Origin of the sequence: Streptomyces sp. NPDC047869, from assembly GCF_040704065.1 — a bacterium.
Classification (GTDB): domain Bacteria; phylum Actinomycetota; class Actinomycetes; order Streptomycetales; family Streptomycetaceae; genus Streptomyces.
The window spans coordinates 25,369-40,610 of sequence record NZ_JBEYRK010000014.1; the positions used below are offsets into that span (position 1 = coordinate 25,369).

Here is a 15,242-nt window from a genome sequence, read left to right on the forward strand (position 1 = left end):
ATGACCGATCTTCTGCAGCAAGTGGTGGAAGGACTGGGCTCCGGCGCGGTGTACGCCAGCCTGGCGCTGGCCCTGGTGCTGATCCACCAATTCACGGGGATCGTCAACTTCGCGCAGGGCGAGCTGGCGATGCTCTCGGCGTACGTCGCCTGGCAGCTGGTGGCGTCCGGGATGCCGTTCTGGCTGGCGCTGCCGGTCACCCTCGCGGTGTCCTTCACCGGCGGCATGCTGGTCGAGCGGATCGTCATCCGCCCCGTGCGGGACGCGCCCGAGCTGACGGTGGTCATCGTCACGGTCGGCCTGTTCGTCTTCGTCAACGCGTTGGCCGGCTTGATCTGGTCGTTCACCGTGAAGGACTTCCCGCAGCCGTTCCCCGACGGCGGGCTCGACCTGGCCGGGGTGCGCGTGGACTGGTCGGCGCTCGGCATCATCGGTGTCGTGGCCGTCGTGATGGGCCTGCTGTATCTGCTGTTCCGGCACACCTCTGTCGGCCTGGTGATGCGGGCGGTCGCCGGCAACCCGGCCTCCGCCCGGCTCTCGGGCATCCGGGTGAGCCGGGTGCTGATGCTCGGCTGGGGGCTGGCCGCCGCGGTCGGCGCGGTCTCGGGCGTGCTCGTCGCCCCGGTGCTGTTCCTCGAGCCCAACATGATGGGCGGAGTGCTGATCTACGCGTTCGCCGCGGCCACCCTCGGAGGCTTCGACAGCCCGGTCGGTGCGGTCGTCGGCGGCCTGTTCGTGGGTGTCGCCGAGACGCTGACCGGGGCGTACGTGGACGTGATCGGTGAGGACCTGAAAGTCGGCGTCCCCCTGGTGATCATCCTGGCGGTGCTGCTCGTGCGGCCTCAGGGCCTCTTCGGACGAGCGGCGGTGGAGCGCGCATGAGCACGATCGTCGCAACACTCGGCACGGACCGCGTCCGGCGGCTGCGGGCCGCGCTCACCGTGCTGGTCGCGACGGCAGTGGCCGTCGGCGCTCCGTTCTACTTCGCCCCCTTCCAGGTCTTCCAACTGACCATGGTGCTCCTGTACACCGTGGCGCTGGCCGGCCTGAACCTGCTGGTCGGCTTCGGCGGGCAGATCTCGCTCGGGCACGGCGCGTTCTTCGCGGCGGGGGCCTACACGACGGCTGTCATGCTCGATCGTTACGACACCGGCCACCTGGCCACACTTCCGGTCGCGGCCGCCGGTTGCTTCCTGCTGGGCCTCGGGTTCGGAGTGCCCGCGCTACGGCTGCGTGGGCTGTACCTGGCCCTGGTCACCCTGTCGTTCGCGGTGTTCCTGCCGCCCTTGCTCAAGCGGCTCGAACCGGTGACGGGCGGCTCCATGGGCCTGACCGTGGACAAGTTGCAGCCGCCCGCGTGGAGCGGGCTGGCAGAGGACCAGTGGATGTACTTCGTCGTCCTCGCCGTCACCGCGATGGCCCTGCTGCTCGCCCGCAACCTGTTGCGGTCCCGGGCCGGCCGGGCACTGCGCGCCGTGCGGGACCACGAGAGCGCCGCCGAGATCATGGGCGTGCGGCTGTCGCTGCACAAGACCCTCGCCTTCGCGTGGAGCGCGATGTTCGCGGGTGTCGCCGGGTGTCTCTACACCTGGGTGATCGGCTTCGTCTCGCCCGACTCCTTCAGCTTTGTTCTGTCCATCACCCTGCTGGCCGGCCTGGTGGTCGGAGGGCTCGCCTCGCTGTACGGGCCTCTGCTGGGCGCGGCGTTCGTGATGTACGTGCCGAGCGTGTCCCAGGACGTGAGCGAGGCGGCACCGGGAGTGGTGTTCGGCCTGCTGATCATCGCGGCGATGTTCGTGGCCCCGACGGGACTGGCCGGCCTGCCCGGCCGTGTCCGGGGCGCTGTCGCGCGCCGCCTGCCCCGCACCACCGCCACCCCCGACCGGGGGCCCGAGACCGAATCCGCGCCCGATGCGCGGCCGGATTCCCAGGCCGAAGCCGGACCCTCCGCGCCCCTCGACCCCGCGGGCCGCCCGGTAGTCGCCGCCGAACCCGTGGGCGCACCGCCCCGCACGGAAAAGGAATGAATCACATGCGCAAGACCACCGCTCTGGTGGCGGCCGCTGCCGCCACCCTGCTCACCGCGACCGCCTGCAGCAGCCAGCGAGGGCAGGACGCCCAGGACACCGCCGCCGGTGGCGAGTGCAAGGGCCAGCAGACCACCGGTATCACCGACAAGACCATCAAGCTGGGCGGGATCTACCCGCTGTCGGGACCTGCCTCGGCGTACGGCACGATCAGCAAGGGCGTGGCCGCCTACTTCAAGTACGTCAACGACAAGGGCGGCATAGACGGCCGCAAGGTGCAGTTCATCGTCCGCGACGACGGCTACCAGCCGCCCAAGGCGGTCGAGGAGGCCCGCAGACTCGTCGAGCAGGAGAAGGTCTTCGCGGTGTTCCAGACCCTGGGCACCCCGTCCACCGCAGCCGTGTGGGACTACCTCGACAAGCAGAAGGTGCCGCAGCCCTTCGTCGCCACGGGCGCCTCCGCCTGGGGGATGGACGACAAGCACCCCTGGACGATCGGATGGCAGCCCAACTACGTGGCCGAGGCGCGGGTGTACGCCAAGTACCTCAAGGACGCGAAGCCCAAGGCCGAGGTCGCGGTCCTCTACCAGAACGACGACTTCGGCAAGGACCTGCTCGGCGGGTTCAGGAAGGCCGTCGCCGGCAGCGGCATCAAGGTGGTCGCCGAGGAGAGCTACGAGGTCACCGATCCGTCCGTCTCCGCACAGATGGCGAGCCTCGCGCGTTCCAGGGCGGACGTGCTGCTGGACGTCACCACCCCGAAGTTCGGCAGCCAGGCCCTCGCCGCGGACGCCAGGAACACCAAGTGGAACCCGCTGCACATCGTGAACAACGTGGCCTCGTCCGCCGCCGTGCTCCGGCCCGTCGGGTTCAAGAACGTCCAGGGCGTGGTCTCGGCGACCTACTTCAAGGATCCCGCCGACCCGCAGTGGGCGAACGACCCCGAGATGAAGACCTATACGAGCGCCATGCACAAGTACGCCCCCGACGCCGACCCGGCCAACCAGTTCAACGCCTACGGCTGGGCCGTGGCCTCCAGCCTGCACGAGGCCCTGGACGCGATGAAGTGCCCGACCAGGGAAGGGCTGCGGGACGCGGTGCGCGATCTGAAGAACGTGAAGGTGGGCCTGCTGCTGCCCGGGGTCACCATGTCCACGGGGCACGGCGACGCCTTCCCGCTCGAGACGATGCAGGTGATGCGGTTCAAGGGCGAGCGGTGGCAGCTGTTCGGCAAGCCGGTGGACACCCGCAAGGAGTTCGGTCCACTGCAGTAGTGAGCCGGCGGGGGCGGTCCGGGTCGATGCCCTGACACGGGGGGACCGCCCTCGCCCCGTCACCGGAGACCGGAGTGCTCAGACGGCGTTCAACCCTCCGTCGACCACCAGACTCTGCCCGGTGATGCAGGAGGCGCGGTCGGAGAGCGGGAAGGTGACGGCCGCGGCCACTGCCCAGGCGGTTCCCTGGCGTCCGAGCGGTATGCGGCCGAACGAGGCGGAGCGCGACGCCCGCCGGGTCGAGGCCTGGCGGCCCATCGGGGTGTCGATCAGGCCCGGGACGACCAGGTTCGCGCGGATTCCGCGCGGTCCGCCTGCCTTGGCGACATGGCGGGTGAGACCGAACAGGCCTGCCTTGGAGCTGTCGTAGGCGGGCGAGTCGGTGGCCGCGCGCAGCCCGGCCACGGATCCGAGGAGAAGCCGGAGATCGGTGACCTGGGGGTGACGGCGGGACTCGGCCCGCCGACGGACCTGACCGCGGTGCACCGCTCCTTCCGCGCCGCCGGCCGGCTGCTGGAAGCCGCCCGTGCGTACGGTCTGCGCGGCGTGTACGACCTGCATGACCGGTCCTGGCGGGTGGCCGTCGTCGCCGAACCGGAACTCGCCGAGTTGCTGCTCGAACGCTATCTGCGTCCCCTGGAGGCGGAGGGGGAGTTCGGTGCACTCGTCGAGGAGTCGGTGCGGGGATACCTGGAGACGGGACGGCACATCCGCGAAGTCGCCCGCGGCGCGCACGTCCATGTCAACACCGTCCGCCACCGGCTGCGTCGTTTCGAGGAGCTGACCGGAACCAGCCTGGACGCTCCGGACACCGCGGTGGAGCTCAGCTGGGCCCTGGCGGCGCGCGAGCTGAGGACACCTCCACGAGGCCCGGCAGGACCTGCTCCATGAGCGGGCCGCCGTGCCCGCCGCGGCCCCCCGCGCCCGCCACGCCGTGCCACCCGGCCGCCGATGCCGCCGAGCCCACACCGGGTTCAATGGGCTTACATTGCGGCAGCAGGTCGGGACGCATGGGAGGAAGCCGAACCACACCGTGCGGGACGCCGTCACGCCGGTCGCCGGCCGGGGCCGGGCCCCGCGGCGGAACGTCGCTGACCGACTACAAGGTGGTGTCAAGCGGTGGAGAAGCGGATGACGGAGTTCAGCGAAGGCCAGGACGATCCGTTCACCCCGCACCTCGCCGCCCTGGCGGTGCTCGACGACCGGGGAGTCGTGGTCGGATGGAACCGGCGGGCCCAGGAACTGCTCGGCCATCCGGACACAGCCGTGATCGGTCGTCCGGCGTTCGAGGTCCTTGTCGACCCTCGTGACCTGACGGCTGCCAAGGAGGCCGCGGCGAGCTGCCGGAGAGCCGGCGGCTGGTTCGGGGTGCTGAAGGCGCGGCACAGGGACGGGCGGCTCGTGGAGATGGGGGTCAGGGCCCACGCCCTGTCACGCGATGACCGGATCCGTGAGTGGTTTCTTGTCGGGGCACTCGCGGTTGACGTCCTGGAGTGGCAAAGGGACCGGGCGGTGCTCGACGGGTTGTACCGCCGGTGCCCCATCGGCCTGGTCGTCCACGGCCCCGACCTGAGGCTTCTGCGGGTCAACCGGGCCATCGAACGCTTCACCGGCGTCCCGGCGGCAGATTTCCGGGGGCTGCCCACCGGGCAGATGCTCCTCCCCGACGACGCACGCAAGGCCGTGGACCGTGTGCGCCAGGTCATGGAGACCGGAAGACCGTTGGTCTACTCCGAGCAGTTCGCCCGCCTGGAGCAGGATCCGGCACGAGAGCGGGTCGCGTTGGTCTCGTCCTTCCGGATGGAGGATCCCTCCGGCCGCGTCCTGGGGGTGGCCGAGATGATCGAGGACATCACCGAACGTCATCGGGCCCAGAACCGGCTCGCGCTCCTCGACCAGGCCGGCAGCCGCATCGGAACCACGCTCGACGTGGCGGAGACCGCCCGGGAACTCGCCGAGGTGATGGTGCCGCACCTCGCCGACCATGCGTCGGTGGACCTGCTGCAGCCGGTGACGCGTGGTGAGGAACCGGCGCAGGCCTTGGGAGGGTCCGTGGTTCGGGTGGGGGCCTGCAGCGTCGGAGCCCAGCAAGCCGGGCCGCCCCACCCTGCGGGCGAGCCGGTGGAGTTCGGGCCGGACACGCCCCAGGCCAGATGCCTGGCCGAGGGGCGGCCCGTCCTGGAACCTGTTCTCCCGCCCGACTGGTTCTCGATGGAAGGCCGCCAGGGGTCCCACGCTCCGGACCTCAGCGCCCACTCGCTGATCGTGGTACCCATTGCCGCGCGTGGTCTGGTGCTGGGCGTGATGGCCTTGTGGCGTTCGCGCCGCCCCGATTCCTTCGAGGCGGACGACCTCACTCTCGCCCAGGAACTCGCCTCGCGCGCCGCCGTCGCCATCGACAATGCCCGGCGCTTCACCCAGCAGCAGCAGACCGCGTTCACCTTGCAGAGCAGCCTTCTGCCCCGGGCGGTTCCGGACCAGTCGGCCGTCGAGGTGGCCATGCGCTACCTGCCGGCCAGCGCGGCCCCGGGCCTGGGCGGCGACTGGTTCGACGTCATTCCGCTGTCCGGGGCGCGGGTCGCCCTCGTCGTCGGCGACGTGGTGGGACGAGGAATCCACGCCGCCGCCACCATGGGCCGGCTGCGTACCGCCGTCCACACGCTCGCCAGCCTCGACCTGGAACCGGACGAGGTCCTTTCCCGCCTCGACGACCTGGTCGACCTCCTGGCGGCGGAACAGGAAGCATCCGGCGAACGGCCCGTCGGCGAGCAGGTCATCGGTGCCACCTGCCTGTACGCCGTGTACGACCCGGTCTCCGGGCGCTGCTCCGTGGCCCGCGCGGGCCACCCGCCGCCGGTGGTGACCGCGCCGGACGGCCAGGTGGCCTTGCTCGACCTGCCCGTCGGCCCACCGCTCGGCCTGGGCGGCCTGCCGTTCGAGGCCCGGGAAGTCGAACTGGCCGAGGGTAGCCTGCTGTGCCTGTACACCAATGGACTCATCGGCGAACGCCACATCGATGCCGACCTCGGCCTGAGCAAGCTGTACGCGGCGCTCACCCGCCCCGTGACCGCGCTGGAACGGACATGCCAAGCGGTGGTCGACTCACTCGTGCCCGCGGGCCCCACCGACGACGTCGCGTTGCTGATCGCCCGCACCCGCGTGCTGCCACCGGACGATGTCGCCTCCTGGAATCTGCCACTGGAGCCTGTCAGCGCCGCCCGGGCCCGGGAACTGACCTCGGCCAAGCTGCGCGAATGGGGGCTGGAGCACTTGGCGTTCACGACCGAGTTGATCGCCAGCGAACTGGTCACCAACGTCTACCGCTACGCCAGTGGCCCCGCGACCCTGCGGCTGATCCGTGAACGGTCTCTGGTGTGCGAGGTCAGCGACACCAGCCACACCTCACCCCACCTGCGTCGCGCCCGGACCACCGACGAGGGCGGCCGCGGCCTGTTCCTGGTGGCCCAGATGTCGGAACGCTGGGGCACCCGCTACACCCGCGAGGGCAAGACCGTGTGGACCGAACAATCACTGGCCGGCACGCTCGCCTGACCGTCTCCGCCTGCGCGGCCCGCCCCGCCGCCGTGGTCATTCGGCCGCGGCGAGCATCCGCGCCTCGCTCTCCTCGTACAGCCGCCGGTTCTCGCGGCTGTGAGCGGGGCGGCGCCGGTGGTCCAGACGGCTGCCCAGCCAGCCCGCCAGGTAGCCGAACGGGACGGAGACCAGTCCGGTGGACTGCATGGGGAACAGGTCGAAGTCGGCGTTCGGGAAGACGGCGGTCGGTGTGCCGGAAACGGCTCTGGACACGACCATCAGCAGCAGCGCGCAGCCCGCTCCGCCGTAGAGGGCGGCCAGCAGGCCGGTGCGCGTGAATCCGCGCCAGAACAGAGAGTAGGTGAGCGCGGGTGCCACCGCCGATGCCCCGATGCAGATGGCCAGCGTGGTGAGTACACCGACGTTCCAGTCCTGGACCAGAATGGCGAGTCCGATGGCGAGGGTTCCCACGGCCACGCTCGTCCACACCGCCACCGTCATCTCGGTACGCGGCTGCGCGTGCCCCCGCCGCGCCGCATGGGCGAACAGGTCGTGGGCGAGCGACGAGGCCGCGGCCAGGGTCATCCCCGCGACCGACGACAGCAGGGTGATGAAGATCATGCCCGCCACAGCCGAGTAGAGAATCGTCGTCCCCGCGGATCCGGATGCCCCGCCGAGCACCTGCGACAGCATGAGCACCGACGTCCTGCCCTGCGGGTCCGCCGCGGTGATGTACCGCGATCCCACCAGCGCCGCCGCGCCCGTACCCATGACGATCACGAACAGGCAGAATGTGGTGACCGTGCCGACCGCCCACGACATGGAGCGACGTACCGCCGGCGCGTCCTGCGCGGAGTACAGACGCATCGTGATGTGGGGCAGGCAGGCCACCCCGAGGACCACGGTGATCTGGAGACCGAAGAAGTCCAGCCGCTCACTGGCAGAGGTGCCCAGCTGAAGGCCCTGCTGGAGGAAGGCGGGGCCCGCGCCGCTGCCGTGCTGCGCGGCCCTGAGCAGGTCGCCCAGGCTCCAGTCGAAGCGGTTCAGGACCAGGGCGGCGACGACGGCGCTGGTGCCGAGCAGGAGCACGATCTTGATCATCTGGATGAAGGCGGTGCCTCGCATACCGCCGAGCGCCGCGTAAATGATCATCAGGCTGCCGACCATGACGATGCAGGCCGTCCGGGCGCCCGCAACGTGCGGGAGGGTCAGGATGAAGGTGAGCAGCGACCCGGCCCCGGAGAGCTGAACGACCAGGAAGGGCAGGGTCGCCGCAAGCGTCACCACGCAGGAGGCGACACGCACCGACCGCGCCGGCATGTTGCGGGCCAGGACGTCGCCCATGGTGAACCTGCCGGCGTTGCGCAGGGGTTCGGCCAGGAGGAACATCAGCAGCACCAGGGACAGGGCCGTGCTGACCGCGAGGACGTAGCCGTCGTAGCCGGCGAGCGCGACGATGCCGGTGGTGCTCAGCACCGTGGCCGCGGAGATGTAGTCACCCGCGATGGCAAGGCCGTTCTTGAGCGGGGTGAGCGAGAGGTAACCGGTGTAGAAGTTGGTCAGGTCGTTGCGGTCCGGTCCCGCCATCACGCACATCAGCAGCGTGAGGGTGACCAGGGCGGTGAACAGGACGAGGACGGTGGCCTGCGTCCCGGAACCGAAGTCGTTCATCTCGCCACTCCCGCGTTCCGGCCGGCGGGGACAGCCCGCTCCCTGACGGCGCGGGCCAGCGGATCCACCGAGCGTTGTGCGCTGCGTCCGTACCAGAAGACCGCCACGAAGGTGACGACGAGTTGGAGGACCCCCAGGACCATTCCCAGGCTCAGCTCCCCGGCGATCCTGGACCCCATCAGGTCCGGCGCCCAGCAGGACAGCAGGACATACACCACGAACGAGCCGAGCGCGGCCAGCGTGGAACTCCGGCGGAGCAGGCGGTAGGCCGAACGGAGGGTGGCCAGGTCGTCATGGTGCGGAGCCTGGTGCGCATACGACTCGTCCCAGGTGGCGTCCCCGAACCAGCCGTGTGCGGGGGCGTCGTGTCCGTATCCCTGGGGCCCGGTGCGGGGCAGCGGCCATCCCGTTGGTCCGGGTGGTGGGTACTGGTGCTCGTCGGGGTGTGTCATCGCCTGGCCTTCCACTGCGCCACGAATACGTGGAGGTGAACGGGGAAACGCATCAGGCGGCGCACCATACCGACTGGTTGGAATGCCTGTAAGCCTGCTGTGGGTCACGTTTTGGGGTCGACACGGCCCCCGGGTGTCGATCGGCCGACGGCGGTGGATCAACGGGTGGGGTCGAGAAGCGCCTCGCGGACACCTGTGGAGCGGCGGGTTCCCCGCTACAGCGGCGCCGGTGAGGAGGCCCCCGCGATCAGCAGGCGGGGGGTTCCCGAGCCGTCGGCGGGCACGGTCCACAGGTCGCTGCGGCCCACCTCGCCGTCGGCGGGCAGGGCGTAGGCGAGGGTGCGGTCGTCCAGCCAGGTGGCCTGGTCGTCGACGCTGTGCCGCTCGGCCAGCGGCGTGCGGCGCAGGGTGCGCAGATCGAGGACGTACTCGTGCCAGAGCGTGGCGCCGGACAGGACCCGCTTCTTGAAGGCGACCCGGGTGCCGTCGGGGGAGAGCGAGGGGCACTCCACGTTCTCGGCCAGCGTGGTCACCGAACGCCCCGAGACCGAACCTCGCACCAGATACGTCTTGTTGGCGGTGTTGAGGGTGGCGTAGAAGGTGTCGTCGTCGGAGGCGAAGGTGACGCCCCAGAAGTTGATGTCCGACGCGTGGTACGGCTTGCCGTCCTTGACAACCGAGAACTTCTCCAGGCTGGGGATCAGCCGCATGGTGCGGGTGTCCAGGATCGAGGTCCGGGTGGAGAAGAACGCGGAGGAGTAGGACTCGCCGGAGACGAAGACCGTCCAGGCGGCGAAGCGGCCGCTGGGCGAGACCCGGGCCCGGCTGGGCGTGCCCGCGAGCGGGAAGTCGCGCCGGGTGCGGAGGTTCGCGTCCAGAAGCAGGGCGCGGTTGCTCTGCTTGAGGACGCCGGGGTTGGACTGGAGGCAGACGCCGGTGCCGGCCGCCGCGTAGAAGCGCGCGCACTTCAGGTCCGAGGCGACCCGCCGGCCGCCGGGATCGGCCGACGGCACCGAGGCGACCGCGGTGCGGTGCGGGCCGGCGACCGCGTTGACGAACGTCAGGCGGCTCTTCTGGTCGAGCGTCAGCCTGCCCTCGCCGACGGCGGGACCGCCCGCCTGCGGCCGGTCGGCGCGGTCGGCGCGGGAGGCGGCGTGCAGGACCACGCCGGTGCCCAGGCCCGCGAGCAGCAGGACCGCCACGACGAGTATGAGCAGACGGCGGTGGAGCGTTGTCATCCGGATCCTTGGGGCTGAGGTGGTCATCGGGTCCCGCCGGCCGGCCGCAGCACCAGTGCCGCGACGGCCGCGCAAGCCAGCAGGCCGACCGCCGATCCGGCCAGCGCCGGGCCGTCGCCCCACACCGTCCAGGCGGCACCGAAGGCCAGCGAGCAGCAGAACCGGGCCAGCGCCTGGCTGGTGCCGACGATGGCGAGGCCGCTGGCGCGCAGCTCCTCGGGCACGATGCCGGCGAGGGCGGCCGGGAGCACACCGTCGGTGGCCGCGTAGAACATGCCGTGCAGGGCGAGCACGGCGGGGGCCAGGACGGGCGTGGCCGGCGCCCACAGCAGCAGGGCATAGGCGATGAGCAGTCCCAGGTGCCCGGCGAGGAACACGGTGCGCCGCCCGATCCGGTCCGCCAGCGCGCCGGCGGGCACGGCGAGCAGCAGGAACACCGCGGCGGTGCCCAGCGGCAGCAGCGTGAACCACTGCTCGCCGACGCCCGCGCGGCGCTGCAGGAGCAGATAGACGAAGGCGTCGCTGACGGTGGTCAGGCCGAGGAGCGCGGCGCAGCCGGCGAGCGCCCGCAGGCGCGGCAGGCGCAGCAGCGCCAGGGCCTCGCGCACCCGGACCGGCGGCCTGCCGTCCGGCCCGCCCGCCTGCTCCGGCCGCGCCCCGCGCCGCCTGCCGGGTACGAACAGCACCAGCACGAGCACGCCGAGCACGGCGACGCACGCGCTCACCCCGAACACCGCGTCGTAGCCGTCGGCCGCCGCGCGCAGGATGAGAAAGGCCGCGAGCGGGCCGAGCATCGCGCCGGTGGTGTCCATCGCCCGGTGCACGCCGAAGGCCCGGCCCTGGCTCGCGGCCGGCGTGGACAGCGAGATCATCGCGTCGCGCGGGGCGGTGCGCAGGCCCTTGCCGGTACGTTCCAGGGCCAGGACCGTGCCGAGCGTGCCGAGGCTGCCGGCGAGCAGCAGCAGCGGCTTGCAGAGCGCGGACAGGCCGTAGCCGAGGCCGGCCATCAGCTTGTGGTTGCGCACCCGGTCGGCGAGGTGGCCGCCGGTGAGCTGGACCAGGGCGCTGACGCCGTTGTAGACACCGTCGAGGGTGCCGAACCCCAGCGGGCTGAAGCCGAGTCGGCTGACCAGATAGAGCGGCAGGACGGCGGTGACCATCTCCGAGGAGATGTCGGTGATCAGGCTGACCGTGCCGAGCACGAGCACGACCGGGGCGACCCCGCGTCCGGGGCCGCGTGTCCGGCCCCGCTCGGTGTCCGCCCGGGCGGGTGTGGAGCGGTCGGTGAGGTACATGATCGGGGACTCCAGGTGCGGTGCGTTCAGTTCTGCCGGCTGCTCTCGTCCCGCAGCCAGGTGCCGAAGTCCTCCGCCTCGATGGCCTTTCGCGCCCGCCGCCGGGCGACGACCGCGGCGGCGACGAAGACCACGACGTCCGCGAGGAGGCGCGGTTCCGCGCGGACCATGGCCAGCAGATCCGCCCTGCCGGTGCGTGCCGACGCCTCTCGCGGGTCCCGGTGCCTCTCGACCTGGGCGGTGGACACCGCGGCGCGGATCCGCCGCCTGACCAGATCCGGCCAGGTGCGCGGCGGGTGGACCACGACCCGGGCCGCACCGACCACGAGCCGCTCCCCGGGGGCGAACGCCAGGGACGCGGCCAGATCGTCCGCCATCAGCGGCGGCAGCGCCGCGATCCGGGCGTACCCGGCCTTGGAGACCGCGATGACGCCCCGGCCGAACAGCCCCTCGCGCACGGCCGGGAGCCGCTGCCACACGCGGTAGTAGGCCCGCACCGGCCAGGCGCAGGCGGCCAGCGGGAGCTGCCGTTCGGGTGCGGTGGCGAGGATGCCGGAGGTCTCGTCGTCGAGGGGCCCGGTCAGCGCCCGCACGTCGGCGCCCGTGATCACGACGTCGGCGTCCACGTAGATCCGCGGGAAGCCGCGCGCGTGGTCGTCACCCGCCCGCAGGGCCGCGTGCTTGGACGGGACCGGAATCTCCACCACCCTCACGCGCGGCCCGCGTTGGGCCGCGATCCGGGCGGTGTCGTCCGTGCAGCCGTTGCACACGACCACGATGTCGGTCTCGTCCCCGGCGGGGTCCGCCAGCAGCGAATCGAGGAGCCGGCCGAGGACGCGCGCCTCGTTGTGGGCCGGGATCACGATGCTCGTCACCCGGGCAGTATGCCGTCGGTGTCGTCATTGCGCCGTGTGTTTCGTCCAACTGTTCCCGCGACTGCGTCCCGTGGTCTAGATTGAGGTCCGCCGGGCCGGTTTGGGAGGGACATCCGCGACTTGACGGAAGGTCAAGTCGCGGATTCGTAAGCCGGATACGGCACAGGCAACAGCCAACATGCAGGGCGCGTCAGGCGGTTGGGGAACCGCTCACCGCTCCCTGGTTTTCCGGCGCCGTTGTGTTGAGGAGACGCACCGGCGCCGTTCCGGCCCTGGCCGCGGACTTGCGACCGTATGTCCGCATCGCTCGGTCAGGGGTAGCCGCGCATGTGGTGGGGGGGGCATGACCATTGAGGTCACGCATGAGCAGGTGGTTCTGGAGCACAGGAGTCCAGAAGCGCGCCGAAGACCTTGGGAACGGAAGTACCGTGCGGTCCTGTTGGTCGCGGACGGCCTGGCGGCCGTAGCCGCGGCCTTAATGATTCACGGGGCCTACGGCCGCTGGACGGTGGCCCTGGTGCTGCCGCCGATGTGGATCGTGGCGATGCTGGCCCATCGCTCCTACGACCGGGGCGCCCTGGGCCTGGGAACCGAGGAGTACCTGCGGGTGCTGCGCGGGGCCGTCGCCCTGCCGGCGCTGGCCGCCTGCGCGTACTGGCTGTTCGCACGCGACCTGGGGCTGCTGCACGACATGATCGCGGCCGCGGTGCCGGCCGCGGCGATCGCCCTGTCGGTCCGGTACGCGCTCCGCCGCCGGCTGCGCCGGGGCTGGGCACGGGGCCGGGACCGCACCGCGACGCTCCTGGTCGGGCCGTCGCACGGCGTCGTCGAACTGGTCGCCGTGCTGCGCAGGGCAGGCGGCGCACAGGAGCTGCAGGTCGCCGGCGTGTGCCTGAGCGACCCGGAGAACGCGGTCGCGATCCGTGAGCTGGGGCTCCCCGTCCTCGGCGGGATCGGCGACATGAACGACGTCGTCCGGGCCATGGGCATCGGGACCGTCGTGGCGCTGCCGGCGCCCGAGTTCGACGCCACCGTGCTGCGCCGGATGTCCTGGACGGCGGCCGTGCAGGACGTCGACTTCCTGCTGGCACCCGTGCTGACCGACGTGTCCGCCTCCCGGCTGGTGATACGGCCCACCAACGGGGTCCCGCTGATGCGGGTACAGGCGCCCAACCTCTCCCGGGCCTCCCGGCTGCCCAAGGAACTGCTGGACCGGGCGCTCGCCGCGGCGCTGCTGGTGGTGCTCCTGCCGCCCATGCTGGTGATCGCCCTGGTCGTCCGGCTGGACAGCACCGGTCCCGCGCTGTTCCGGCAGCGCCGGGTGGGCCGCTACGGAAACCACTTCACCATGCTGAAGTTCCGCACGATGCGGGAGGACTCCGAGGCCCTGCGGGCGGAACTGGAGCACCTCAACCAGAACAGCGACGGCCTGCTGTTCAAGGTGAAGGAGGACCCGCGGATCACCCGGGTCGGGTCGGTGCTGCGTCGCAGCTCGCTCGACGAGATCCCGCAGCTGATCAACGTGGTGCGGGGCCACATGTCGCTCGTCGGCCCCCGCCCCTCGCTGCCCGAGGAGGTCGAGGAGTACACGCCGGACATCAAACGCCGGCTCCTGGTGAAGCCCGGCCTCACCGGGCTGTGGCAGGTGAGCGGCCGTTCCGACCTGCCCTGGGACGAGGCGGTCCGGCTCGACCTCGGATACGTGGACAACTGGTCGATGGGCCTCGACATGACCATCCTGCTGCGCACCGGGTCCGCCGTGGTGCGCGGAGCGGGGGCCTACTGATGAACCGAAGGAAGAGGAACACAGTGACGCAGACCACGGATCCGCTGGGGGTCGCGGTCGTCGGGGCCGGCTACTGGGGCCCCAACCTCGTACGCAACTTCCAGGCCAGCGAGCGGTTCCGGCTGCGCTGGCTGTGCGACCTCGACGTGGACCGGGCCCGGCGGGTCCTCGGCGGCTACTCGACGGTCCAGGCCACCTCGGACTACGCGGCCGTCCTGGCCGACCCCGACGTCGCGGCCGTCGCCGTGGCCACCCCCGCCGGGACCCACCTCGACATCGCCCTGGCCGCCCTGCGCGCCGGCAAGCACGTCCTGGTGGAGAAGCCGCTCGCCGCCACCTACGCCGACGGGATGCGCCTGGTGGCCGAGGCGGAGGAGCGCGGGCTCACCCTGATGTGCGACCACACCTACTGCTACACACCCGCCGTGGGCCGCATCCGCGACATGGTCCGCTCCGGCGAACTCGGCGAGATCCACTTCGTCGACTCCGTGCGGATCAACCTCGGCCTCGTCCAGAAGGACATCGACGTCCTGTGGGACCTGGCCCCCCACGACCTGTCGATCCTGGACTTCATCCTCCCCGACAACGTCGAGCCGGTCGCCGTCGCCGCCCACGGGGCCGACCCGATCGGCGCGGGACAGGCCTGCGTGGCCTATCTGACGCTGCAGCTCAACACGGGGGCCATCGCCCACGTGCACGTCAACTGGCTCTCCCCGACCAAGGTGCGCACCACCATGGTGGGAGGCTCCAAGCGCACCCTCATCTGGGACGACCTCAACCCGGTGCAGCGCGTCGCGGTCTACGACCGCGGGGTGGACCTGGCCGCGCCGCAGGAGATCGGCGCGGACGAACGCCGGGACATGCTCGTCTCCTACCGCTCGGGCGACATGGTCGCCCCCGCGATCGGCGAGAAGGAAGCACTGCGCAGCATGGTCGACGAGTTCGCCGACGCGATCAGCGGCGGCCGGGCACCGCTGACCGACGGCCGGGCGGGTCTGCGCGTGCTGGACATCCTCGAAGCGGCCTCCCGGAGCCTGGAGTTCCGGGGCGCGGTCGTCGGCCTGCGCGCCGGGCATTGACAGTTCCACCG

General features: G+C 71.4%; 13 protein-coding genes. 7 read left to right on the plus strand and 6 right to left on the minus strand.

Annotated features, from left to right (window positions below; translation table 11 throughout):
* Genes AB0924_RS19485 through AB0924_RS19495 form a run of 3 tightly spaced genes read left to right on the plus strand, consistent with a single transcriptional unit; the run spans position 1 to position 3,301 of the window.
* A complete protein-coding gene (locus AB0924_RS19485) occupies positions 1–882 on the plus strand; it encodes a branched-chain amino acid ABC transporter permease (protein ID WP_366912019.1) in 882 nt (293 codons plus the stop codon).
* Positions 879–2,027, plus strand: a complete 1,149-nt coding sequence (locus tag AB0924_RS19490) for a branched-chain amino acid ABC transporter permease (protein WP_358929286.1) — start codon at positions 879–881, stop codon at positions 2,025–2,027. Before AB0924_RS19485 ends, AB0924_RS19490 begins: the two co-directional genes overlap by 4 nt.
* Before the next feature lie 5 nt (positions 2,028–2,032).
* Complete coding sequence (locus tag AB0924_RS19495) at positions 2,033–3,301, plus strand: ABC transporter substrate-binding protein (RefSeq protein ID WP_358929288.1); 1,269 nt, start codon at positions 2,033–2,035, stop codon at positions 3,299–3,301.
* Positions 3,302–3,379: 78 nt separating this feature from the next.
* On the opposite strand, the gene AB0924_RS19500 is transcribed toward AB0924_RS19495, so the two are convergent.
* Positions 3,380–3,862: an SDR family oxidoreductase gene (locus tag AB0924_RS19500; RefSeq protein WP_358929290.1), complete on the minus strand. Its 483-nt coding sequence runs from the start codon at positions 3,860–3,862 to the stop codon at positions 3,380–3,382.
* Between AB0924_RS19500 and AB0924_RS19505 the strand changes: the two genes are divergently transcribed.
* The gene (locus tag AB0924_RS19505) at positions 3,848–4,192 is read left to right on the plus strand and encodes a helix-turn-helix domain-containing protein (protein WP_358929292.1); all 345 of its coding nucleotides are present in this window, start codon (positions 3,848–3,850) and stop codon (positions 4,190–4,192) included. The genes AB0924_RS19500 and AB0924_RS19505 overlap by 15 nt on opposite strands.
* A 240-nt stretch (positions 4,193–4,432) precedes the next feature.
* Positions 4,433–6,853 (plus strand): SpoIIE family protein phosphatase, encoded by a 2,421-nt coding sequence (locus tag AB0924_RS19510; protein WP_366912020.1) that lies wholly within the window; start codon positions 4,433–4,435, stop codon positions 6,851–6,853.
* 36 nt (positions 6,854–6,889) lie between these two features.
* Here AB0924_RS19510 and AB0924_RS19515 read toward each other — a convergent pair whose 3' ends face one another.
* From AB0924_RS19515 to AB0924_RS19535, 5 genes are all read right to left on the minus strand, one after another.
* On the minus strand, positions 6,890–8,506 hold the full coding sequence (locus AB0924_RS19515) for a cation acetate symporter (RefSeq protein ID WP_358929296.1): 1,617 nt from the start codon (positions 8,504–8,506) through the stop codon (positions 6,890–6,892).
* Entirely contained in the window at positions 8,503–8,958 is a 456-nt protein-coding gene (locus tag AB0924_RS19520; protein WP_358929298.1) for a DUF485 domain-containing protein, read from the minus strand. Before AB0924_RS19520 ends, AB0924_RS19515 begins: the two co-directional genes overlap by 4 nt.
* 215 nt (positions 8,959–9,173) lie before the next feature.
* Positions 9,174–10,196 (minus strand): TolB-like translocation protein, encoded by a 1,023-nt coding sequence (locus tag AB0924_RS19525; protein WP_366912021.1) that lies wholly within the window; start codon positions 10,194–10,196, stop codon positions 9,174–9,176.
* 23 nt (positions 10,197–10,219) lie between these two features.
* Complete coding sequence (locus tag AB0924_RS19530; protein ID WP_358929302.1) at positions 10,220–11,491, minus strand: MFS transporter; 1,272 nt, start codon at positions 11,489–11,491, stop codon at positions 10,220–10,222.
* Between the two features lie 26 nt (positions 11,492–11,517).
* The gene (locus AB0924_RS19535) at positions 11,518–12,366 is read right to left on the minus strand and encodes a glycosyltransferase family 2 protein (RefSeq protein ID WP_358929304.1); all 849 of its coding nucleotides are present in this window, start codon (positions 12,364–12,366) and stop codon (positions 11,518–11,520) included.
* Between the two features lie 478 nt (positions 12,367–12,844).
* On the opposite strand from AB0924_RS19535, the gene AB0924_RS19540 reads away from it, so the two are divergent.
* On the plus strand, positions 12,845–14,152 hold the full coding sequence (locus AB0924_RS19540; protein ID WP_358929306.1) for an exopolysaccharide biosynthesis polyprenyl glycosylphosphotransferase: 1,308 nt from the start codon (positions 12,845–12,847) through the stop codon (positions 14,150–14,152).
* Positions 14,153–14,175: 23 nt separating this feature from the next.
* Complete coding sequence (locus AB0924_RS19545) at positions 14,176–15,231, plus strand: Gfo/Idh/MocA family oxidoreductase (RefSeq protein ID WP_358929308.1); 1,056 nt, start codon at positions 14,176–14,178, stop codon at positions 15,229–15,231.
* The last annotated feature ends 11 nt before the right edge of the window (positions 15,232–15,242 follow it).

Excerpts from the sequence above, each read along its gene's own strand:
- AB0924_RS19485 (WP_366912019.1), top strand. The coding sequence starts at position 1 with ATGACCGATCTTCTGCAGCAAGTGGTGGAAGGACTGGGCTCCGGCGCG.
- AB0924_RS19490 (WP_358929286.1), top strand. The coding sequence starts at position 879 with ATGAGCACGATCGTCGCAACACTCGGCACGGACCGCGTCCGGCGGCTG.
- AB0924_RS19495 (WP_358929288.1), top strand. The coding sequence starts at position 2,033 with ATGCGCAAGACCACCGCTCTGGTGGCGGCCGCTGCCGCCACCCTGCTC.
- AB0924_RS19500 (WP_358929290.1), bottom strand. The coding sequence starts at position 3,862 with ATGCAGGTCGTACACGCCGCGCAGACCGTACGCACGGGCGGCTTCCAG.
- AB0924_RS19510 (WP_366912020.1), top strand. The coding sequence starts at position 4,433 with ATGACGGAGTTCAGCGAAGGCCAGGACGATCCGTTCACCCCGCACCTC.
- AB0924_RS19515 (WP_358929296.1), bottom strand. The coding sequence starts at position 8,506 with ATGAACGACTTCGGTTCCGGGACGCAGGCCACCGTCCTCGTCCTGTTC.
- AB0924_RS19520 (WP_358929298.1), bottom strand. The coding sequence starts at position 8,958 with ATGACACACCCCGACGAGCACCAGTACCCACCACCCGGACCAACGGGA.
- AB0924_RS19525 (WP_366912021.1), bottom strand. The coding sequence starts at position 10,196 with ATGACAACGCTCCACCGCCGTCTGCTCATACTCGTCGTGGCGGTCCTG.
- AB0924_RS19530 (WP_358929302.1), bottom strand. The coding sequence starts at position 11,491 with ATGTACCTCACCGACCGCTCCACACCCGCCCGGGCGGACACCGAGCGG.
- AB0924_RS19540 (WP_358929306.1), top strand. The coding sequence starts at position 12,845 with ATGATTCACGGGGCCTACGGCCGCTGGACGGTGGCCCTGGTGCTGCCG.